Annotated in this window: 22 protein-coding genes and 1 pseudogene; 21 read left to right on the top strand and 2 right to left on the bottom strand. The window is 64.0% G+C overall.

All coding sequences use genetic code 11. From position 1 onward, the window contains the following. Nucleotide 1 precedes the first annotated feature (1 nt). The 18 genes and pseudogenes from IAE34_RS20525 to recX all read left to right on the top strand — a co-directional run bounded on the left by IAE34_RS20525 (nt 2) and on the right by recX (nt 14,696). Nucleotides 2–613, top strand: a complete 612-nt coding sequence (locus tag IAE34_RS20525) for a phage tail protein I (protein WP_200140779.1) — start codon at nt 2–4, stop codon at nt 611–613. Then, nucleotides 606–2,756, top strand: a complete 2,151-nt coding sequence (locus IAE34_RS20520; RefSeq protein ID WP_233631273.1) for a phage tail-collar fiber domain-containing protein — start codon at nt 606–608, stop codon at nt 2,754–2,756. Before IAE34_RS20525 ends, IAE34_RS20520 begins: the two co-directional genes overlap by 8 nt. Nucleotides 2,757–2,770: 14 nt before the next feature. Further along, entirely contained in the window at nt 2,771–3,208 is a 438-nt protein-coding gene (locus IAE34_RS20515) for a phage tail assembly chaperone (RefSeq protein WP_200140778.1), read from the top strand. Then, the gene (locus IAE34_RS20510; RefSeq protein ID WP_200140777.1) at nt 3,205–4,110 is read left to right on the top strand and encodes a phage tail protein; all 906 of its coding nucleotides are present in this window, start codon (nt 3,205–3,207) and stop codon (nt 4,108–4,110) included. The genes IAE34_RS20515 and IAE34_RS20510 overlap by 4 nt, the downstream gene beginning before the upstream one ends. A gap of 78 nt (nt 4,111–4,188) precedes the next feature. Beyond that, nucleotides 4,189–5,355 carry a phage tail sheath subtilisin-like domain-containing protein gene (locus tag IAE34_RS20505; RefSeq protein WP_200140776.1) on the top strand — a complete coding sequence of 389 codons (1,167 nt, stop codon included), beginning with the start codon at nt 4,189–4,191 and terminating at the stop codon, nt 5,353–5,355. A gap of 13 nt (nt 5,356–5,368) precedes the next feature. Then, nucleotides 5,369–5,878, top strand: coding sequence for a phage major tail tube protein (locus IAE34_RS20500; protein ID WP_200140775.1), 510 nt, complete (start codon nt 5,369–5,371; stop codon nt 5,876–5,878). Nucleotides 5,879–5,888: 10 nt separating this feature from the next. Next, complete coding sequence (locus IAE34_RS20495) at nt 5,889–6,191, top strand: phage tail assembly protein (protein ID WP_200140774.1); 303 nt, start codon at nt 5,889–5,891, stop codon at nt 6,189–6,191. Nucleotides 6,192–6,714: 523 nt separating this feature from the next. Continuing rightward, a complete protein-coding gene (locus tag IAE34_RS20490) occupies nt 6,715–8,679 on the top strand; it encodes a hypothetical protein (RefSeq protein ID WP_200140773.1) in 1,965 nt (654 codons plus the stop codon). Between the two features lie 14 nt (nt 8,680–8,693). Then, a complete protein-coding gene (locus IAE34_RS20485) occupies nt 8,694–9,539 on the top strand; it encodes a phage tail protein (RefSeq protein WP_200140772.1) in 846 nt (281 codons plus the stop codon). Beyond that, nucleotides 9,514–9,720 (top strand): tail protein X, encoded by a 207-nt coding sequence (locus tag IAE34_RS20480; protein WP_200140771.1) that lies wholly within the window; start codon nt 9,514–9,516, stop codon nt 9,718–9,720. The genes IAE34_RS20485 and IAE34_RS20480 overlap by 26 nt, the downstream gene beginning before the upstream one ends. 37 nt (nt 9,721–9,757) lie before the next feature. Then, the gene (locus tag IAE34_RS20475) at nt 9,758–10,792 is read left to right on the top strand and encodes a phage late control D family protein (RefSeq protein ID WP_200140770.1); all 1,035 of its coding nucleotides are present in this window, start codon (nt 9,758–9,760) and stop codon (nt 10,790–10,792) included. Between the two features lie 32 nt (nt 10,793–10,824). Beyond that, a pseudogene (locus tag IAE34_RS24395) lies at nt 10,825–10,968 on the top strand (zinc finger domain-containing protein); the annotation flags it as partial. Nucleotides 10,969–11,020: 52 nt separating this feature from the next. Further along, nucleotides 11,021–11,377, top strand: a complete 357-nt coding sequence (locus IAE34_RS20465) for a hypothetical protein (RefSeq protein ID WP_200140841.1) — start codon at nt 11,021–11,023, stop codon at nt 11,375–11,377. Between the two features lie 74 nt (nt 11,378–11,451). After that, on the top strand, nt 11,452–12,000 hold the full coding sequence (locus IAE34_RS20460; RefSeq protein WP_200140768.1) for a glycoside hydrolase family 19 protein: 549 nt from the start codon (nt 11,452–11,454) through the stop codon (nt 11,998–12,000). Beyond that, entirely contained in the window at nt 11,994–12,494 is a 501-nt protein-coding gene (locus IAE34_RS20455) for a lysis system i-spanin subunit Rz (RefSeq protein ID WP_442793229.1), read from the top strand. The genes IAE34_RS20460 and IAE34_RS20455 overlap by 7 nt, the downstream gene beginning before the upstream one ends. Nucleotides 12,495–12,553: 59 nt before the next feature. Continuing rightward, nucleotides 12,554–13,036, top strand: a complete 483-nt coding sequence (locus tag IAE34_RS20450; RefSeq protein WP_200140767.1) for a CinA family protein — start codon at nt 12,554–12,556, stop codon at nt 13,034–13,036. A gap of 105 nt (nt 13,037–13,141) precedes the next feature. Then, nucleotides 13,142–14,209 carry a recombinase RecA gene (gene recA, locus IAE34_RS20445; protein ID WP_200140766.1) on the top strand — a complete coding sequence of 356 codons (1,068 nt, stop codon included), beginning with the start codon at nt 13,142–13,144 and terminating at the stop codon, nt 14,207–14,209. A 19-nt stretch (nt 14,210–14,228) separates the two neighbouring features. Beyond that, nucleotides 14,229–14,696 carry a recombination regulator RecX gene (gene recX / locus IAE34_RS20440; RefSeq protein WP_200140765.1) on the top strand — a complete coding sequence of 156 codons (468 nt, stop codon included), beginning with the start codon at nt 14,229–14,231 and terminating at the stop codon, nt 14,694–14,696. Nucleotides 14,697–14,792: 96 nt separating this feature from the next. On the opposite strand, the gene IAE34_RS20435 is transcribed toward recX, so the two are convergent. After that, nucleotides 14,793–15,872 (bottom strand): TIGR00730 family Rossman fold protein, encoded by a 1,080-nt coding sequence (locus IAE34_RS20435; RefSeq protein WP_200140764.1) that lies wholly within the window; start codon nt 15,870–15,872, stop codon nt 14,793–14,795. 241 nt (nt 15,873–16,113) lie between these two features. Then, nucleotides 16,114–16,536, bottom strand: a complete 423-nt coding sequence (locus IAE34_RS20430) for a quorum-sensing-regulated virulence factor family protein (RefSeq protein ID WP_200140763.1) — start codon at nt 16,534–16,536, stop codon at nt 16,114–16,116. A 215-nt stretch (nt 16,537–16,751) separates the two neighbouring features. On the opposite strand from IAE34_RS20430, the gene IAE34_RS20425 reads away from it, so the two are divergent. The 3 genes from IAE34_RS20425 to IAE34_RS20415 all read left to right on the top strand — a co-directional run bounded on the left by IAE34_RS20425 (nt 16,752) and on the right by IAE34_RS20415 (nt 18,797). After that, complete coding sequence (locus IAE34_RS20425; RefSeq protein WP_200140762.1) at nt 16,752–17,462, top strand: tRNA-uridine aminocarboxypropyltransferase; 711 nt, start codon at nt 16,752–16,754, stop codon at nt 17,460–17,462. 251 nt (nt 17,463–17,713) lie between these two features. After that, nucleotides 17,714–18,364, top strand: a complete 651-nt coding sequence (gene erdR / locus IAE34_RS20420; RefSeq protein ID WP_200140761.1) for a response regulator transcription factor ErdR — start codon at nt 17,714–17,716, stop codon at nt 18,362–18,364. Between the two features lie 67 nt (nt 18,365–18,431). Beyond that, nucleotides 18,432–18,797 carry a diacylglycerol kinase gene (locus tag IAE34_RS20415; protein WP_200140760.1) on the top strand — a complete coding sequence of 122 codons (366 nt, stop codon included), beginning with the start codon at nt 18,432–18,434 and terminating at the stop codon, nt 18,795–18,797. Nucleotides 18,798–18,799 lie beyond the last annotated feature (2 nt).

Below are 18,799 nucleotides of genomic sequence, written 5' to 3'. Positions count from 1 at the left end.
CATGCAAAGCCTTCTACCGCTCAACCGCACGCCACTGGAGCGCGCCCTTGAGCGCGCTGGCGACGAAGACCTGAAGGTTTCGTTGCGGCAACTCTACAACCCCGACACCTGCCCGGCGCATTTGCTCTATCAGCTGGCCTGGGCCTGGTCGGTGGACCGCTGGGACGACAACTGGAGCGACAGCATCAAGCGCTCGGTGATCCGCTCCACCTTCTTCGTCCACGCCCACAAAGGCACCCTCGGCGCCCTCAGGCGGGTGGTCGAACCCTTCGGCTACCTCATCGAGGTGCAGGAGTGGTGGCAGATGGAGCCTGCGGGTGTGCCCGGTACTTTTGCCTTGAAGGTGGGGGTGACCGACAGCGGCATCGACGAGCAGACCTATCTGGAGTTGACCCGGTTGATCGAGGACGCAAAGCCGCTCAGCCGTCATCTGATTGGCCTGGATATCAGCCTGGAAACCGTGATTCCCGACTATCAGGCCATCGCTCTGAACGACGGCGATACCCTCGAGGTTTACCCCTGGGAGACGGCGGACATCGATGTTCGCCTGATCGCCTACCACCGGATCAACGATCACACTACAGATCTATTGGACATCTACCTCAATGGCTAACACGACCACTCAATTCGGTGGGTTCCTGACCAATGTCGGCGTCGCCCAGCAGGCCAATACGGCCGCGCTGGGACAGCCATGGAACATCACCCACATGCTCATCGGCGATGCCGGCGGTGAGCCTTCGCAAACTGCCGAACCCACGCCCAAACCGACTCAGAGTGCATTGGTCCGTCAAGTTTATCGCGCGCCGCTCAATGCTCTCTATCCGTCGCCGGCCGATCCTGGCGTGCTGGTCGCCGAACTCGTTCTGCCTCCCGAGACCGGGGGATGGTGGATTCGTGAACTGGGTCTGGAAGACGGCAGCGGCAATCTGATTGCCGTGGCCAAGCCAGCACCTAGCTACAAGCCACTGCTGGTCCAGGGCTCCGGTCGCACCCAGACCATTCGCATGCACGTGGTGTTCGGCAACGTTGCCAACGTGACGCTGAAGATCGATCCCAGCATTGTTCTGGCCACTCGCGATTACGTCGACAAGGCCCGTGAGGCCACCGAGCTGTACGCGCGCAATCTGCTCAAGACGCACCTGGAGGCTGGCGATCCCCATCCGCAATACTTGCGCCGCGCCGACGCGGCCAAGGATGATGGCCCGCTGGCCTGGCTGGGCGAAGCCAAAGGCACCGCTGACGCGCTGGTCCTGCAATTCGCCAGCACCGAGACCGTGCTCAAGGCCTATACGGCAGGGCAGCGTTTTCAATTCAAGGCGACCGAGACCAACAATGCCGCGGTGACCGTGAGCATCAATGGCTTGCCGCCTTTGGCCGTCAGGAAAGTTGCCCGAGAAGGGTTGGTCGATCTGGTGCAAGGCGACATCCGCGCAGGCGGCGTCTACGCCTTGAACCACGATGGCAGCGCCTTCCAGCTCAGCGTCGGGGTGGCTGCGGACCATGCTTTCCAGCGCTACTCGTTCGAGACTTCGGTGGGGCAGACGGTCTTCGAGCTGCCTCACAGCGTCGGCAGTACCGTGGTGCTACGCAACGGGCGTGAGATCACCGATTATCTATCCGACGGACATAGCATCACCTTCCTGGCACCTTGTGGTTTTGGCGAGTCGGTACAAATCCTGGCATTCGGCACGTTCCGCTCGGCCGATGCCTACACCAAGGCCGAGACCCAGGCATTACTGGCCACGGCGTCGGCCTTGCCTGTCGGGACCATGTTGCCATTCGCGCGTGGCACAGTGCCTGCCGGCTTCCTCGAGGTGGACGGCAGCGTCCAGAGCGCGTCGGTGTACCCGGACTTGGCCGCCTACCTGGGCACCGCCTTCAACAAGGGTGACGAGCCTGGCGGTTTCTTCCGTCTGCCCGATTCGCGCGGTGAGTTCTTGCGCGGGTGGGACCATGGTCGCGGCGTGGATCCGGGGCGAACGCTGGGCAGTTCACAGGACGATGCCTTCAGGGCACACGCGCACAAGGATGTTGGCTTCATCGATAACGTGGGGGCAGGCTCCGGTATCTCAGGGATCACCGGGGCCACAGGGACCGTCTCCACCCTGTATGGCAAAGGCTACGGCAACAGCACGTCGTCGACCGCCAAGGCATACCAGGAAACCTCCCCAGGCTCCTTGGAGGGGTCGATTCTCGGGCTGACCTCCGGCAGTACGGGCGGTGCAGAAACACGGCCGCGTAACCTGGCGGTCATGTGGTGCATCAAGGCTTGGAACGTGCCTGTCAATCAGGGCACTTTGGACGTCGCGTCCCTGGCTGCGCTTACCGCCCAGGCGACCGAAGTTACCAATGGGACGGCACGGCTGGCCTCTCAGAGCGAGGTCGACAGTGGGGTCGTCGACAACGCGATCGTGACCCCGAAGAAGATGCGGTGGGGCTTTTCCGCCCAGTTCGGCACCAATGGCTACATGGTATTTCCTACGTGGCTAGGGGGGCTGATCCTTCAATACGGCTCGAGCGCGACCACTACCGAAAGTGCCGAGGTTCGCTTCCCGATAGCCTTTCCCAACCGCTGTTTCTGGGTCGGGGCGTACGACAACACCCCGCCCGGTGGCACCATCCGTGCGTTCTGGCAGTTCCGTGGACTGAACACTGCAGGCATGAACGTGCTGAACATGGGCACGTTCACTCGAGGCTCAACCGGCTGGGGCGGTCCCACGCTGTCCGCCTGTCCCTATTTCGCAATTGGTTTTTGAACAGGGAGGTCTCCATGAAGCGGTTCTACAGTCAGAGCACCGGCACCACCTATCTAGTCGGTGTCCATTCACACATGCCAGCCGACGCCGTGCCGTTACCGGAAAGTGTATTCCTGCAGGTCATCTGCAATCCTGAGCCCGACAAGGTGCGCGACCACGATGAAAATGGTTTGCCCGTGCTCATAGACCGGCCCGCGCCTACGCTCGCCGAGCGTTCCGCTCGCGAACGGGCCTGGCGCGATGCCCGGCTGCAAGGCGATCAGTGGCTCGTCGTGCGCCATACCGAAGAACAGGCATTGGGCTTGCCTACCACGCTCAGCGCCGATCAATACGAAGCGCTGCTGCACTATCGACAGGCGCTGCGTGAATGGCCGGCCAGCGGTAGCTTTCCCGATGAGTCGGCTCGCCCGGTGGCACCGGACTTACCTGACAGCCTGGAGGAGCGACCATGAGTCGTGCTGATGAACTGGCCGCGCTGGAGCGCGGCATGGCCGCCGTGAGAGGGCTCGGTAATCGTCCTCTCACTCGCGACAAGATCCTCGGGGAACACGAAACCGGTGTGGTGTTGGTCGATGCGTCGGCAGGCAACCTCACCATCACGCTTCCGCGGGCCAACAAGATCATGGATGTGCGCGTGCAGCGGGTGGACAACGCTCTGAACCGGCTGGTGATTCAAGCCGCTGGTGGCGAAACCATCCGCTTTCATACCCGTCTTCGCGCCGGCGGCTACCCGTTCTTCGTATTGATCGGCGCCGACGACTTCTGGCACTTGCGCAGCGATGCCGCAGGCGGCTGGCAGCTAATGGACCGGCTGGACACCACGTCGTTGGGCCGCTGTGTATTCGAAACCACGACCGTGCTCAATCCCGGTGGCTGGCAGGCCTGCGACGGTCGCCTGTTCGATCGGCAGCAATGGCCTTGGTTGTGGGATCACGCCCAGCAGTCCGGAATGTTGGTGGCCGAATCGGAGCGTACCGGCATGGAAGGTGCCTGGAGCCGAGGTGATGGCACGAGCAACCTGCGCATACCGGATCTGCGAAGCGAATTCCTGCGTTGTCTGGACGAGGGGCGTGGCATTCATCCAGACCGGCGAGGAGGTGCATTACAGAGGGGCACACGCTTCGCCTACGGTGGCGGTGCCAAAGGCATCGGTGCACTTGGCGCCTGGTGGAGCGACAGCCTGTACCAGCTCGAGGACGCCGATGAGTTCGTTCAATTGCCCACCCCGGCAAATGGCGGCGCCATCTATCCGGCGGGAACCAATTACCAGAACAACACCAGCGACATGCTGTTCTACGAGTATCGCCCAAGGCCACGAAACATCGGTTTGCCAGCGCGTATCAAACTCATCTGACGCGCCGATTCGCAACAGCCCGAGGCCCCGCATCCCGCGGGGCCTTTTCATTTCCATCACACACCGGAGTAACCCTACATGAGTGGATTCTTCCACGGCGTCACCGTCACCAACGTCGACACCGGCGCGCGCAACATCGCCCTGCCGTCGTCTTCCATCATCGGCCTGGTCGACACCTTCACCGAAGGTGCCGGCGTCACGGCCAAGGCCAACGACCTGGTGCTGATCACCAGCGAGCGCGAGGCGGTCGCCGCCTTCGGCGCCAATGCGGCGATCACCCAGGCCTGCCGGGCCATCTACAGCCGCGCCAAGGCGGTGATCGTCGCCTGCGGCGTGAGCAAGCTGGAGGATGCCGCCGAGCAGACCGCCGCCATCATCGGCGCTGTCCAGCCCGACGGCAAGCGCACAGGCCTGCAGGCACTGCTCGACGGCAAGAGCCGCTTCAACGCCCAGCCGCGCCTGCTGGTGACCCCCAAGCACAGTGCGACCCAGGCCGTCGCCACCGCACTGATCGCCCTGGCCGACAAGCTGCGCGGCATCGCCATCATCGACGGTCCCAACACCACCGATGAAGCGGCCCTGGCCTACGCCAAGAACTTCGGTGCCAAGCGCGCCTTCCTGGTCGATCCGGGCGTGCGTTATTTCGACACCGCCGCCCAAGCCACCGTCGATGCTCCCGGCTCCGCCTGGATCGCCGGTCTGTTCGCCTGGACCGACCGTGAATACGGCTTCTGGGCTTCGCCGTCGAACAAGGAACTGGTGGGTATCACCGGCACCACCCGTCCGGTGGAATTCCTCGACGGCGACGACAGCTGCCGCGCCAACCTGCTGAACAACGCCAACATCGCCACGCTGATCCGCGATGACGGCTTCCGCCTGTGGGGCAACCGTACGCTGTCCAGCGATCCGAAGTGGGCGTTCGTCACCCGCGTGCGCACCCTGGACATCGTCATGGACGCGATCCTCTATGGCCACAAATGGGCCGTGGACCGCTCCATCACCGCCACCTACGTCAAGGACGTCACCGAAGGCCTGCAAGCCTTCATGCGCGACCTGAAGAACCAGGGCGCGATCATCAACTTCGAGGTCTTCGCCGACCCGGAGCTGAACACCGCCAGCCAGCTGGAGCAGGGCAAGGTGTACTGGAACATCCGCTTCACCGACGTCCCACCTGCCGAAAACCCCAATTTCCGCGTCGAAGTCACCAACCAGTGGCTGACCGAAGTCCTCGATACCGCCGCTTAAGGAGCGCATCTACATGGCAATGATTCCCGAAACCCTGGCCAACCTGAACCTGTTCGTCGACGGTGTGAGCTTCCAGGGCGATGTACCCAGCCTGACCCTGCCCAAACTCGCTCTGAAGATGGAGGAGTACCGCCCCGGCGGCATGGACCTGCCCGTCTCGATGGACCAGGGCATGGAGAAGCAGGAAGCGGCATTCACCACCAGCGGCGTGCGCCGCGAGTCGCTCAAATTCTTCGGCCTGGCCGATGGCACGGCCTTCAATGGCACCTTCCGCGGCGCCTTCAAGGGCCTCAAGGGCCAGATCAACCCCGTGATCGTCACCCTGCGCGGCGCGCTCAAGGAAGTCGACATGGGCGACTGGAAATCCGGCGACAAGGCCGAGATCAAGCACAGCGTCGCGCTGACCTACTACAAGCTGGAAGTCGATGGCCGACTGGTCTACGAGATCGACGCCCTGGGCATGAAGCGGGTCATCGATGGTGTCGATCAACTGGCTTCCCAGCGCGCTGCGCTGGGTCTGTAAGGAGCGCGGCATGACTCAGCACAATGCGCAGCCCGCGTGGCTGCACGTGGCCGCCGATCGCGTCACCGTCAGGCTGTCGCGACCCAGCGAGGCCAATGGCGTGCAGGTCGACAGCCTGTCGCTGCGCGCCCCGACCGTGCGTGACATGCGCAACGCCCAGGCCGGCGGCGCCAAGGACGACGAGCAGCGCGAACTGAATCTGTTCGCGTCCCTGGCCGAAGTGGGCATCAAGGACTTGGAGGGCCTCACCCTGAAGGACTATGGCCGCCTGCAGGCCGGATACTTTCGCCTGGTGCAGGACGACGCGGTTTGACCCGGCCCGGCAGAAGGCCGCCGCTCGCCGGCTGGCCAAGGAGCTGAACTTTTCTGCCAGCGAAATCATGACCATGTCGTTCAGCGACATGGTCTGGTGGCTGGTGGATTCCGAGGAGTGATGGATGGCGAAACGACCAGAGACTGTTCTGGGGGAGGCCTACGCATCCAGTACGGTCTCCCCGACGATATTCGATCATTACCGCGCCAGGTTCGCCGATCATTGGTCGCCTTATGGCGACGCTCCATTGATGGTGTCTCCAGGTATCAACCAGTGGCATCTTCCAGAGCACGCGGCGAGCAATGGTCCCTCAGCAACCCGCGCCTCGGCGAATGCGTTCGAGGCCTACCCGTGGAGGTTTCCACCCGCCTGGGCGCCTTATGCCAAGGGGCCTGGGCAGCCTTCGTCCGCTGCCGTTGCCTGGCAGTTTGGCAAACCAGTTTCCGCCCAGCCAACCCTTGGCCATACAGTCACGTCTGCCGCTGCAGCGAGCGCCGGCTCGACCGGCCGGGATTCTGGAGGGGTGCTTGAACTCCCCCCGATCGAAATCACGGCCGAGCCTGAGCCCCGGATCAAACCCTCGCGATCGGTCCGCAAGCGCAAGAAGGAGACGCCACGTCGCTCGACAGTGGTTGAGCCAGGGGGTACTTCACGCCGTGTCTCGCAGGCAGAGGTCACGTCGCGTCCAGCGCTCGCCCCCAGCGAGCCAACGCGCTTGGGCAGGGCAGTTGCCGAAGCCCAGGGCGGACGCTCGGGAACGGTACTGGACATCGCGCTCAAAGGCGCCTTCACCACCTTCAACGCAGGCAGTGCCGAGCAGCAGCTGTCCGGCTATGCAAGCGCCGTTGGAGCGCCTCTGGCGGGGCTTGCGGGCAAGACCGTGGGCGCATACCTGTTCCCCGGTGCTGCTGGCAAGGTCGCGTCCGAGGTGGGCGGCATCGCCTTGAGCATGGCTGCCGACAAGGCGGGGCCTTCGCTTGCCAAGGCACTGCTGGCCAAGCCGCCCACAGCGCAGGGCGTGGCGGACCCCGCGCAGGTCGATCCGTATTCGAAGATGATGCGTACGCTCAACGATGCGGCGGCCACCACCGCCGTGGTCGGCACGGCGGCCGCAGGATGGGAGGCGACCAAGCAGCGCCTCTGGAAGCAGGCACTACCCTCGCTGGTTTCACAGGTGAGCAAGGGGCCTGCCTACAACCCGGTGACCTGGCTGGCGGCCGAGGGCGCAGCGAAGTGGGCCTACACCGCTGCGACAGCCAAGACCGCCGAGGAACGGGGGGCTGGATACGGCGGGGCGGTAGGGGGTGTGCTGCTGGGAGCAGGTGTGGGGGCGGCGCTCACCAGCGTTGGCCTGGCTGCCGCTGCACCCGTCGGGGTCATGATCGGTAACTTCCTCGGCGACCAGATCGGCTCGGCGGTCGGGGGCTACCTGGGCGCCACGTTCTTCTCATCCGAGCCGGAAGATGTGAAAGGCGCCGCCGATCGGTCCAAAAGCGTGACGCCGTCTTTGCCGGCATCGCCGAATCCGGATGTACCCAGGGTCATCGACGCCGAGCGGCCAGCAGACGGCACCAAGGTCGCGGGCCCGTCCAGTGATCAGTCACCCGCCTTGCGAGCTGCGACGTCCCTGGGCAAGGCTGTTGTCGAGCGACAGTCGATACGGCTCGTCCCACCCGTCGCGGTCAAGGCGGGCAAGGCGGTAAATGCGGTAAATGCGGTAGATGTGGTAAATGCGGCAGAGGCGGAAAATGCGGTAGATGATGCACAGCCGCAACCCGCTACCACGTCTGGTCGCCAAGGCTGGCCGCCAGTGATCTCGAGCCCTTCGCTGGCACCGGGGGTGATGTCACTGCCGAACCTCGACATTCGTGTTCCCGCGCAATCTCGCCAGGTGTCGTCAAGGTCGACCTCTGCAGCGGGGCTGCCGCGGGTATCGCCGCGCGTCTCGCAAGTGCCACGGCTGATGTCGACCGTCCCGAACGGACCCATTGCACAGCTACCGGTCGACGCGATGTCCCACATTCCCCTGGGGAGCGCCATCGGCCAGCCTTCGACCGCTGAGCGGTCATCGGTACCTACCGTTGGCCGGGGTATGCATCACCTTGTCGTGTCGCGAAGTGTACTTGGCACTCCGGCAGGATTTCCCGTGGTGACGGGTTTCTCGGCACTGCCGGCCATGGCGCCGGAGCCAGTCGATTTCCCAGTCGCGGTGAGCCTGCAAGCGCCGGCGACGGAGCTAGCGGTCCCCCCAGCGACCAGCAGGTTGCCGAAAAACCTGGCACCGGCGCAGCCAGCTCGCGGTGCCGCCGAGCCGCCTGCCGCCAGCCCGCCGGTCAACTTCACCACCCACATCCCCATCACGGTGCAAGCCCCGGCCGTCACCCACGATCAGCTGGCGCTGGATCTGGAAGCGGCCGTGCGCAGCGTACTGGAGAAACGCCAGAGGGCCGAGGAGGCACGTCTGGCGGATCCTCTGCGACTCTTCTAACGGGAGCCACATTCATGACCTACCTGGAGCAATTGCAGGGTGCCCTGCATGCGCTGGTCAAGGCGGGCGAGCAGGGGCGTCGGCGTGCCGGCGCCATGCTCGATCCCATGGGCCAGGCGGTCGATCACGTCAAGGAAGCGGCCAGCGAGCTGCAAGCGCTGCCGTGGGTCGGCCCGACCATTGGCAAGCGCCTGCAACGCACGATGCGTGCCATCGACTCGGCGCAGGCGCGGGTGAACAAGGTGATCGCCCGCTACGACAAGACCCTCGACGAGGTGCGCAAGGTACAGACACGCATCGATGCGTTTTCCGAGCACCTGGGCAAGGCCGGCGCGGCTATCCGCAAGGTGGTCGGCGATGTCCGGGCCGTGGGCCAGGGCGTGCTCGCCGCCCTTGGCTTCGCGCCGTTGACCACGCCGGCCGCCGAGGCGATCAAGCCGTTTCCCCACCTGCTGGTGCTGCAACCGCTCAGGCCCAACGCAGCGCCTTACTACTTCAATCTCGACACCGCCGCATTCGATCAATTGCGTCGGCAGACCCGATTCAACTGGGCCGCGCAGGCGCGCCTCAGCCGCGAAAGCGCACAACAGGCCGTCGGCCAGGGCGAGGAGACCATCAGCCTGAGCGGCGCGATCTTCCCATCCTTCAAAGGTGGCCTGGGTCAGTTGCAGACGCTGCGCAGCATCGGTCGCCAGCTGCTGCCGATTAGCCTGACCACCGGTTACGGCGAGGTCCTGGGCAACTGGTGCCTGACCCGGATCGATGAGGACCAGAGCAATCTGCTGGCCGGCGGCATTCCACGTAAACAGGCTTTCTCACTGGAGTTCACCCGCTATGGCCAAGACCTGCAGAACGTCTGAGGGCGATGTGCTCGACACGCTCTGCCAGCACTATTACGGCCACTTGCAAGGCACGCTCGAAGCGGTCCTGCAGGCCAATCAGGGGCTAGCCGACGAAGCGCAGCCGTTTCGCGCAGGGGTGATCATCGACTTGCCCGACAGCCCTGTCGTCAGCGCCAGCGGCGTGCAGTTGTGGGACTGACGACCGCCATCCACTTTCGCCCATGGAGGTCCAAACCATGACACCTGTCTTCAGCATCCGCGCCGACGGGCAGGACGTCACCGCCCTGATCGACGACCGCCTGCTGTTGCTGCGCACCACCGACAGACCGGGTCTGGACGCGGACGAATTCGAGCTGCGCCTCGACAGCCGCGATGGCGCGCTGGCGTTGCCGTCGCGGGGGGCGCTGCTGGAAGTGCACCTGGGCTACGCGGGCCAGCCGCTGACGCTGCTGGGACGCTACACGGTCGATGAGGTGGAGCTGTCCGGTCCGCCGGACACCCTGGTGATCCGCGGCAAGGCCAGCGACCTGTGCGGCAGCGGCAGGACCATCCGCAGCGGCAGTTGGGAGAATGCGTCGTTGCAGCGCATCGTCGCCGAGATCGGCGCCCGTAATGGCTGGCAGGCGATCTGCCCGGTGACGACCCGCGTGCTGCGCGTGGATCAGTTCGGTGAGTCGGATTTCAACTTCATCACCCGCTTGGCGCGTCAATACGATTGCACCGCCAAGCTCGCCAACGGCCAGTTGCTGGTGCTACCTCGCCAGGCCGGCAAGAGCGCCAGCGGTCAGGCACTGGGCGTGGTGAGGGTGATGCGCAGCGAGGTGAGCCAGTGGCAGTTCCGCCTGGACGACAAGGCCTCGCGCAAGGCCGTGCGCACCTGCTACCAGAACCCGGCCACCGGGGCGCTGGAGGTGGTCGAGCTGGCCAATTCCGACAGCTCGGGCAACGCTCGACCGGTGCACACGGATCGTCATCTGTACCCCGATCGCAGCGCCGCCGAGCAAGCCGCGCGGGCCCACCTGGCCAGCTTCAACCGCGACACCGCGCAGGTGCGCCTTGACATGCCGGGGCGCACCGACCTGTTCGTAGAGCGCAGCCTGGACATCGCAGGTTTCGTCGACGGACTCGATGGCCAATACCTGGTCGACTCGGTCGAGCAGCGGTTCACCCTTTCCGGCTGGCGGACCACCGTGCAGTGCAACGGGGGGCGCACCGGCAAGGCCCGAAACAAGGGGCAGGGACCCCGCAGGGCCGGCTCGCTCAAGGCGTGAGCCGATTCTGCCTGTTCAGCAAGGAGCTACCAATGCTCGTCGATTTTCGTTGTGGCCAGTGCCGCAAGCTGCTGGCCCGCATCACCCCCGCTTCCGAACTCCAGATCAAGTGCGGCCGCTGTCGCACCTTGAATCATGTGAACGCCACGAGCGTCGAGCCCTCGCCTGCGAGCGATCCACTGGCGGAGTGCTCCGCCGACCCTACCGATAGCAATGGAGAATGTAATCATGTCGCTCACCCCACAGGACATTCAGGACTGCAAGGCACTGGTCACCAGCATCTGGGGCGCCAGTGTGGCTGACAACCTCGACTACAACGAAGAAGTGGTCGAAGTGGTCCGCACCACCGTCGAGCAGATCAGCCTCTGCTCGCAACGGCTGGCCGACTTCTTTTCGGCGCTGATCATCGTCGTTGGCGGCGTGGCGGCTGCCGTCTACTCGCGCGAGTGGCTGGTCAAGGGCGCGCAGAAGATCGCCGATCAGATCCAGGAACTCAAGGACGCCAACTTCCAGGCCCGGGCCTGCATCGCCCAGGCTGCGGCCACCTATCGTTCGCCGCTGGAAATGGCCTCGCTGGGTATCTGAGCCGTCCCCTCACTCACTTTCTCGAACGAGCCCGGGCACTGCCTGGGCTTTTCAGCGTGAAGCGGAGGTAACCGATGCTCACAGACGCTCAACTGGCTCATATCTTTCCCCTGGCCGGCACGCGTGTCGGCCAGTTCCTCGATCCACTGAACCTGGCTATGGCCCACTGGCAGATCGACCATCCCAAGCGCATTGCGGCTTTCCTGGCTCAGATCGGCCATGAGTCCGGTCAACTGCGTTACGTCAGGGAGCTGGGCAGCGACAGCTACCTGGCTCGCTACGACACCGGCGCGCTGGCATTGCGGCTGGGCAACACGCCCGAGGTCGATGGCGATGGCCAGCGCTATCGTGGCCGGGGGCTGATCCAGGTCACCGGGCACAACAACTATCAGGCCTGCAGCCGCGCGCTGTTCGGCGACGAGCGCCTGCTGGCGCAACCGCAGCTGCTCGAACAGCCGCGCTGGGCCTGCGAATCGGCCGGCTGGTTCTGGCAATCCCGCGGCCTCAACGCCCTGGCCGATCGGGGCGAATTCAACCGCATCACCCGGCATATCAATGGTGGGCTCAATGGTCTGGACGATCGTCTCGCCCTGTGGGCCCGCGCCCGGGAGGTCTTGTGCTGAGCCGTTGGCACCTGGCTGCTTGCCTGGTGCTGATGCTGGCGGCAGCGGCATTGGGCTGGCAGGTCCAGGGCTGGCGCTGTGAGCGTATGCAGGCCGAGTCGGATCAGTTGCAGGCCCAGCAGCGGGTCGAGCAGGTCGAGGCGTTGAACGCTCAGCTGCATGCCGAACGGGTGCAGCGCCAGGGTCTTGAAAGCCGTCTGAACGCCAGTGAATCCCAGCATTTCCAGGAGCTGACCGATGCACAACTCACTCAGGCTCGCCTGCGCGATCGCCTTGCTACTGCCGATCTGCGCCTGTCGGCCCTTGTCGAGCGCGATAGCGCCTGCGCCCCGGTGCCTGCCGCCACCGGCGCCAGCGGCGTGGATCATGGCGCCATACGCGCCCGACTTGACCCGACGCATGCTCGACGAATTATCGCCATCACCGACGACGGCGACCGGGGGCTGATCGCCCTGCGTGCCTGCCAGGCCTATGTGCGCGCACTGGCACCTTGAACCCTTGTTTGGGCGGGTGAGGGTGGTAGGGTAGAGCGCTGTCACGCCAGGAGCCTGCCATGGACCCCATCACCGATCTTTCCATTCGCCTCGGCGATCACCTGCGGCGCCTGGGTGCCCAGGTGAGCACTGCCGAGTCCTGTACCGGTGGCGGTATCGCCGAAGCGATCACCCGAGTTCCCGGCAGTTCTGCCTGGTTCGAGGCAGGTTATGTGACCTACTCCAATGCCCAGAAGACGCGCCAGCTCGGCGTGGCGCCGCCGCTGTTCGAGCAGGTCGGTGCGGTCAGCCAGGAGGTGGTCGAGGCCATGGCCCGTGGCGCCCGTTCAGCCAGCGGCGCGCGTTTCGCCGTGGCCGTCAGCGGGGTCGCTGGGCCGGACGGCGGCTCGGCGGCCAAGCCGGTCGGCACCGTATGGCTGGCGTGGGCCGACGGCGACCGTGTGCTCAGTGCGCGTCGCCAGTTCGACGGCGACCGCGAAGCTGTGCGGCGGCAGACGGTGATGGCCGCTTTAGACGGCTTGTTACAGCTTGGCGGGGAGTAAATCGTCCGGCGGGGGTAGGCGGAAACGAATCCCTGTGGAATAATACTGGCTACTTATACAGGTATTCCCGGCCGTCAGGGCCAAGTCGAACACGTGAGGATTTCAATGGACGACAACAAGAAGCGCGCCTTGGCTGCGGCCCTGGGTCAGATCGAACGTCAATTCGGTAAAGGCGCTGTCATGCGCATGGGCGACCACGAGCGCCAGGCCATTCCTGCCATTTCCACCGGCTCTCTCGGGCTGGACATCGCCCTGGGCATCGGCGGTTTGCCCAAAGGCCGTATCGTCGAGATCTACGGTCCCGAGTCGTCGGGCAAGACCACCCTGACCCTATCGGTCATCGCCGAAGCTCAGAGGAGCGGTGCCACCTGCGCCTTCGTCGACGCCGAGCACGCCCTGGATCCCGAGTACGCGGGCAAACTGGGCGTCAACGTCGACGACCTGCTGGTTTCCCAGCCCGATACCGGCGAGCAGGCTCTGGAAATCACCGACATGCTGGTGCGTTCCAACGCTGTAGACGTGATCATCGTCGACTCCGTGGCTGCCTTGGTGCCCAAGGCCGAGATCGAAGGCGAAATGGGTGACATGCACGTCGGCCTTCAAGCGCGCCTGATGTCCCAGGCCCTGCGCAAGATCACCGGTAACATCAAGAACGCCAACTGCCTGGTCATCTTCATCAACCAGATCCGCATGAAGATCGGCGTGATGTTCGGTAGCCCTGAAACCACGACCGGCGGTAACGCGTTGAAGTTCTACGCGTCCGTACGTCTCGACATCCGCCGTACCGGTGCGGTGAAAGAGGGCGACGAGGTGGTCGGTAGCGAAACCCGCGTCAAGATCGTCAAGAACAAGGTCTCGCCACCCTTCCGCCAGGCCGAGTTCCAGATCCTGTACGGCAAGGGTATCTACCGTAACGGCGAGATCATCGACCTGGGCGTTGCCCAAGGTCTGGTCGAGAAGTCCGGTGCCTGGTACAGCTATCAGGGCAACAAGATTGGCCAGGGCAAGGCCAACGCGGCCAAGTACCTGCAAGAGAATCCAGCCATCGGTAGTGAAATCGAGAAGCAGATTCGTGACAAGCTGCTCAACGCCGGTGCCGTGGCTGCTGCCGGCAAGGCAGCAGCAGCCGAGGCAGGGGCTGCCGACGCGGCCGAGGCTGAGGCTGGCGTCTGATCAGCGAGGTTAGGCAACCGTGTCCGTCGTACTCGACACACCCGTCGCCGTTCGACGGACAGCCATGGACCTGCTCGCCCGTCGTGAACACGGGCGGGTCGAGCTGACCCGCAAGTTGCGACAGCGGGGCGCCACCGACGAGCTCATCGAGCCCGCACTGGATCGGCTCGCTGAGGAAGGACTGCTGAGCGAAGCCCGTTATCTGGAAAGCTTCATCAGGTATCGATCAGGTGCCGGCTATGGCCCGGCGAGAATTCGTGAAGAGCTGGGCCAGCGTGGCCTTGATCGAAGCGATGTCGAACAGGCACTGCGCGACAGTGGCGTGGACTGGGCTGCTCGACTACGCGACGTCTGGCAGCGCAAATACAACGGTGAGCGCCCGGCGGATCCCCGGGCTCGTGCTCAGCAAACACGTTTTCTGGCCTATCGGGGTTTTTCCCTGGACATGATCGGCAGATTGCTCAGCGGTCGCGATCTTTGTGAATGACGACGGCCTACATGGCTGATTCGACGCATGCCCGTCGAGTCAGTCATGTAGGCCGTTTTGCGTTCGATCGGAACTGAAATGCGAGAACACCGGGTGTCAGGGGCACGCCGAGGTCGACCAGTGCTCCGGCACATTGATGAAGTCGATCAGCTCGCGCAAGCGGCCCTGATCGCGGCCTGTGAAGGTAAACACCAGGCGGGGCAGTTGGCTGTGACCGTCGTCCTCGTACGGGCCGTCACTGTGGAGCTTTTGCACGTAGTCGCCGCTCAGGCACAGGTCTGCGAAGCGCTCCTGCATTTCAGCCAGCGCGATGGCGCTCAAGGGGCGTTGCATGCGTAGCACGAATTGGGTTTTCAGCCACCGGCTGGAGTGATAGTTGCGGTAGAACTGGGTGATCTCCTCAACCGCCTCCTCGGGACTGTGGACCAGTCGTACCAGCTTGAGGTCGTTGGGCAATATGTAGCGATTGTCCTCCAGCTGATGCTTGATGAAACTCAGGGCGTCCCGCCAGAAGCTGCCGTCAGGTGTATCGAGCAGCACCACGGGCACCAGCGGGCTTTTCCCGGTCTGGATAAGCGTCAACACTTCCAGCGCTTCATCGAGGGTACCGAAGCCACCTGGGCAGAGCACCAGCGCGTCGGCTTCCTTGACGAAGAACAGTTTGCGAATGAAGAAGAAATGGAAGGGCAGTAGCTTGTCGGTGCCCTCGACCGTGGCGTTGGCATGTTGCTCGAACGGCAGGCGGATGTTGAAACCCAGGCTGTTGTCGGTGCCTGCACCCTCATGGGCCGCCGCCATGATGCCACCGCCAGCCCCTGTGATGACCATCAGTTGCGCGTGCGCCAGTTGCGCGCCAAGCTCGCGGGCCAGGGAGTAGATTGGATGCTCCTGAGGCGTGCGGGCCGAGCCGAACACCGTGACCTTGCGCCGAGCCTTGTAGCGTTCGAGGCTGCGGAACGACTGATCCAGCTCGCGAAGCGCCTGCAGGGTGATCTTGGCATTCCAGCGGCTCGCGTCGTCGCAGGCCATGCGCAGGACGGTCTGCATCATCTCGCGGTACAGTGGCAGGTTAGGGCTGTCGGGGGCGGCCTGTTGCAGCAGCGGGTCGATGACGCTGAGGTCGACGCCCTGTTCGTTGAGGTAGGCGGACAAAAGCTCATTGGGTAGGTAGGGCATTCGACATCTCCTTGTACAGCGACCCGCGCAGGCTCGGCACGGCATTCCGTTTTCAGTGCCAGGATGCATCAGTGGCGAGCGGTCCAGTGTTCAGATCGGGGTTCAGATCGAGGGTAGCGGCCGCTACGCGCGCGGCCGTCGACACGCATTCATGGATCGAGAGTGTCGAGCGAGCACTCCGACCCTGGTCTGCGCGCCTAACCACCGGAGCGGCCCGCCTGCCTGGCTCAGTATTCGAGAATCACTTCCTCTTGTTGCCAGCCTGGCAACTGGCGGCGTCGAAGGCCTGATCCATGACCGGTTCGTTGGTCTTGTAGACGGTAAAGCGATACACCATCACCGCGCCCTTGGTCATCAGTTGGCGATAACCGGTATTGTGGCACACGCTCTGGCCCAGTTGGTCACGGACTTGTTCGGGACTCTGCTGCATGCGCGCGGCATGCTCGGGGCGCACGCTCAAGTGATTGACCAGCGCTCTGCCCTGCTCGACGGTGTAGCCTTGATCGAGAATGTCCTCATTGACGGCACGAGGCGTACCCACACTGCTTTCCTTGGCAACCTTCTGCAGCAGCTGGTTCAGCTCGTAGTCCTGCTTGGAGGCTGCTTGCGCCGCCAGTGGCAAAGCGAGCATCAGGCTCAGGGTCGGGACGATAACACGCAGCATGGATCTCTCCTGGTTCGATAACTGGCGCTTGGACCGGCGCTGGCAGGCGGCGTTCCATGAGCGCCTGGGCCGACGGCGGACGTCGCAGGGCTGGAAGTATAGGGGAGCAGGAAGGTGTCCTGCACGGCAAACCTGATCGTGCTCTGGTAAACTTCGGCTTTGCCTGACCCGAGTCGCTCCGTGTTTGCTCATCTTCCGTTTTCAGGCATGCAGCCATGAGTCATGCCGTAGCCCGTTTGCGCGCCGAACGACTGGCGCGCAGCAACAAGCCCTTCATCGCCCGCGGCTCACGCGCCGATCGCTGCCCCGATTGCCGGGTGATCGCCAGTCATTGCCTGTGTGACTGGAAGCCGCGTGTCCAGGCCGAGTCCGCCATGTGCCTGGTGATGCATGATACCGAGCCGTTGAAGCCCACCAATACCGGATGGTTGATCGCCGACCTGATCGCAGAGACCTGGGCGTTTGGCTGGCAACGCACGGACGTCGACTCACGCCTGTTGGCGTTGCTGGACGATCCTCGCTGGCAACCTTATATCGTGTTCCCGGGGGAGTTCGTCGCGCCGCAGCGAGTGGTCACGGAGGTCGCCAGCACGCCCGGCAAGCGACCGCTGTTCATACTGCTGGACGCCACGTGGACCGAAGCGCGCAAGATGTTCCGCAAGAGCCCATACCTGGATCGCTTCCCGGTGCTGAGCCTGCAAGCCGAGCAGATGTCGCGCTACCGCTTGCGACGTTCCAAGCGCGACGACCATTTCTGCACCGCGGAAGTAGCAGCCATGTGCCTGGATCTGGCAGGCGACCATCGCGCGTCTCAGGCGCTGGATGCCTACCTGGATGTGTTCAGCCTGCACTACCTCAGTGGCAAGCGACATTGGGCGCTGGACGTACAAGATGAAGCGCATCGGCGGCTGCAGCCCTTTCTATAGTCGAAGGTGCAGACCCGGCGGACAGGTTCATACTGTCCGGCAGGGAGCGAGCCGTTGACCGCAGGGCAATTGGCTTGACCACCCGGACAGTGCTCGGCATCCTTGGCGCCGATTCGGCCATGACGCCTGCGCCCTTGCCGGCCGTGTCGCATCCTCGCCGCAGGCGACGCCGTCGCCAGCGTTTCGCGTTGCCCACCAGGCATCGGCTTCGCCGCCCGCCCTGCCTGGTACAGAACAGGACTCCTGGATCGATGGCTAGCTACGAAATCCTGATTGCCGATGACCATCCGCTGTTTCGCAGCGCGCTGCGCCAGGCCGTGACCTTGGGGCTCGGGCCAGATGTCCGGCTGGTGGAGGTCGCCAGCATCGCCGAGCTGGAAACCCGTCTCAGCGAAAAAGCCGACTGGGACCTGGTGTTGCTCGACCTGAACATGCCGGGGGCCTACGGTTTTTCCGGGCTGGTGCTGCTGCGTGGGCAATACCCGCAAATACCGGTAGTGATGGTGTCCGCCCAGGAAGAGGCGGCCGTGGTGGTGAAATCGCGGGAGTTCGGTGCCAGCGGTTTCATTCCCAAATCCAGCCCCTTGGAAACCATCCAGGATGCCGTGCACAAGGTGCTCGATGGCGAAGTGTGGTGGCCGCCCCAGGCGTTCGACAAGGTTGATGTCTCGGCCGAGGCCAAAGCCGCCAGCGAAGGGCTGGCCAGCCTCACGCCCCAGCAGTTCCGTGTGCTGACGATGGTCTGCGAAGGCCTGCTGAACAAACAGATCGCCTACGAGCTCAGTGTCTCGGAAGCGACCATCAAGGCGCACGTCACGGCGATTTTCCGCAAGCTGGGGGTTCGCACCCGAACCCAGGCCGCCTTGCTGTTGCAACAACTCGAATCCGTTTCTGCGAGCTGAGACGGCCGACTTCACGCTTTTTTGACCCGGCGTGCACTAGCCTGCCAGCTTTTCTCAGGTACACCCCATGTCGCCATTCAAGGGCCAGACCGGCCTCAAACGCATCTTCAATGCCGCCGGCTATTCGTTCGATGGCCTGCGGGCCGCCTTCAGGGGCGAGGCCGCTTTTCGCCAGTTGGTGCTGCTGAACCTGCTGTTGATTCCCGCCGCCTTCTGGCTGCCCGTGAGCCGAGCCGAGCGCGCCATCCTCATTGCGGTGTGTCTGCTCGGGCTGATCGTCGAGCTGCTCAACTCGGCGGTGGAGGCGGCCATCGATCGTATTTCCCTGGAGCGTCACCCGCTGTCCAAGAATGCCAAGGACATGGGCAGCGCCGCCCAGTTCGTCGCCTTGAGCATGGTGGCGCTGGTGTGGGGCGTGATCCTGCTGGGCTGAGG

Origin of the sequence: Pseudomonas sp. S30 (genome assembly GCF_016518545.1) — a bacterium.
GTDB lineage: Bacteria > Pseudomonadota > Gammaproteobacteria > Pseudomonadales > Pseudomonadaceae > Aquipseudomonas.
This window is presented reverse-complemented; position numbering and strand designations above follow the sequence as displayed.

Bases quoted from the DNA above. Each gene is read 5' to 3' on its own strand.
- IAE34_RS20485 (WP_200140772.1), top strand. From the start codon at position 8,694: ATGACCTACCTGGAGCAATTGCAGGGTGCCCTGCATGCGCTGGTCAAG.
- IAE34_RS20515 (WP_200140778.1), top strand. From the start codon at position 2,771: ATGAAGCGGTTCTACAGTCAGAGCACCGGCACCACCTATCTAGTCGGT.
- erdR (WP_200140761.1), top strand. From the start codon at position 17,714: ATGGCTAGCTACGAAATCCTGATTGCCGATGACCATCCGCTGTTTCGC.
- recA (WP_200140766.1), top strand. From the start codon at position 13,142: ATGGACGACAACAAGAAGCGCGCCTTGGCTGCGGCCCTGGGTCAGATC.
- IAE34_RS20480 (WP_200140771.1), top strand. From the start codon at position 9,514: ATGGCCAAGACCTGCAGAACGTCTGAGGGCGATGTGCTCGACACGCTC.
- IAE34_RS20510 (WP_200140777.1), top strand. From the start codon at position 3,205: ATGAGTCGTGCTGATGAACTGGCCGCGCTGGAGCGCGGCATGGCCGCC.
- IAE34_RS20415 (WP_200140760.1), top strand. From the start codon at position 18,432: ATGTCGCCATTCAAGGGCCAGACCGGCCTCAAACGCATCTTCAATGCC.
- IAE34_RS20525 (WP_200140779.1), top strand. From the start codon at position 2: ATGCAAAGCCTTCTACCGCTCAACCGCACGCCACTGGAGCGCGCCCTT.
- IAE34_RS20505 (WP_200140776.1), top strand. From the start codon at position 4,189: ATGAGTGGATTCTTCCACGGCGTCACCGTCACCAACGTCGACACCGGC.
- IAE34_RS20495 (WP_200140774.1), top strand. From the start codon at position 5,889: ATGACTCAGCACAATGCGCAGCCCGCGTGGCTGCACGTGGCCGCCGAT.
- IAE34_RS20520 (WP_233631273.1), top strand. From the start codon at position 606: ATGGCTAACACGACCACTCAATTCGGTGGGTTCCTGACCAATGTCGGC.
- IAE34_RS20435 (WP_200140764.1), bottom strand. From the start codon at position 15,872: ATGCCCTACCTACCCAATGAGCTTTTGTCCGCCTACCTCAACGAACAG.
- IAE34_RS20475 (WP_200140770.1), top strand. From the start codon at position 9,758: ATGACACCTGTCTTCAGCATCCGCGCCGACGGGCAGGACGTCACCGCC.
- IAE34_RS20430 (WP_200140763.1), bottom strand. From the start codon at position 16,536: ATGCTGCGTGTTATCGTCCCGACCCTGAGCCTGATGCTCGCTTTGCCA.
- IAE34_RS20450 (WP_200140767.1), top strand. From the start codon at position 12,554: ATGGACCCCATCACCGATCTTTCCATTCGCCTCGGCGATCACCTGCGG.
- IAE34_RS20425 (WP_200140762.1), top strand. From the start codon at position 16,752: ATGAGTCATGCCGTAGCCCGTTTGCGCGCCGAACGACTGGCGCGCAGC.
- IAE34_RS20465 (WP_200140841.1), top strand. From the start codon at position 11,021: ATGTCGCTCACCCCACAGGACATTCAGGACTGCAAGGCACTGGTCACC.
- IAE34_RS20500 (WP_200140775.1), top strand. From the start codon at position 5,369: ATGGCAATGATTCCCGAAACCCTGGCCAACCTGAACCTGTTCGTCGAC.
- IAE34_RS20460 (WP_200140768.1), top strand. From the start codon at position 11,452: ATGCTCACAGACGCTCAACTGGCTCATATCTTTCCCCTGGCCGGCACG.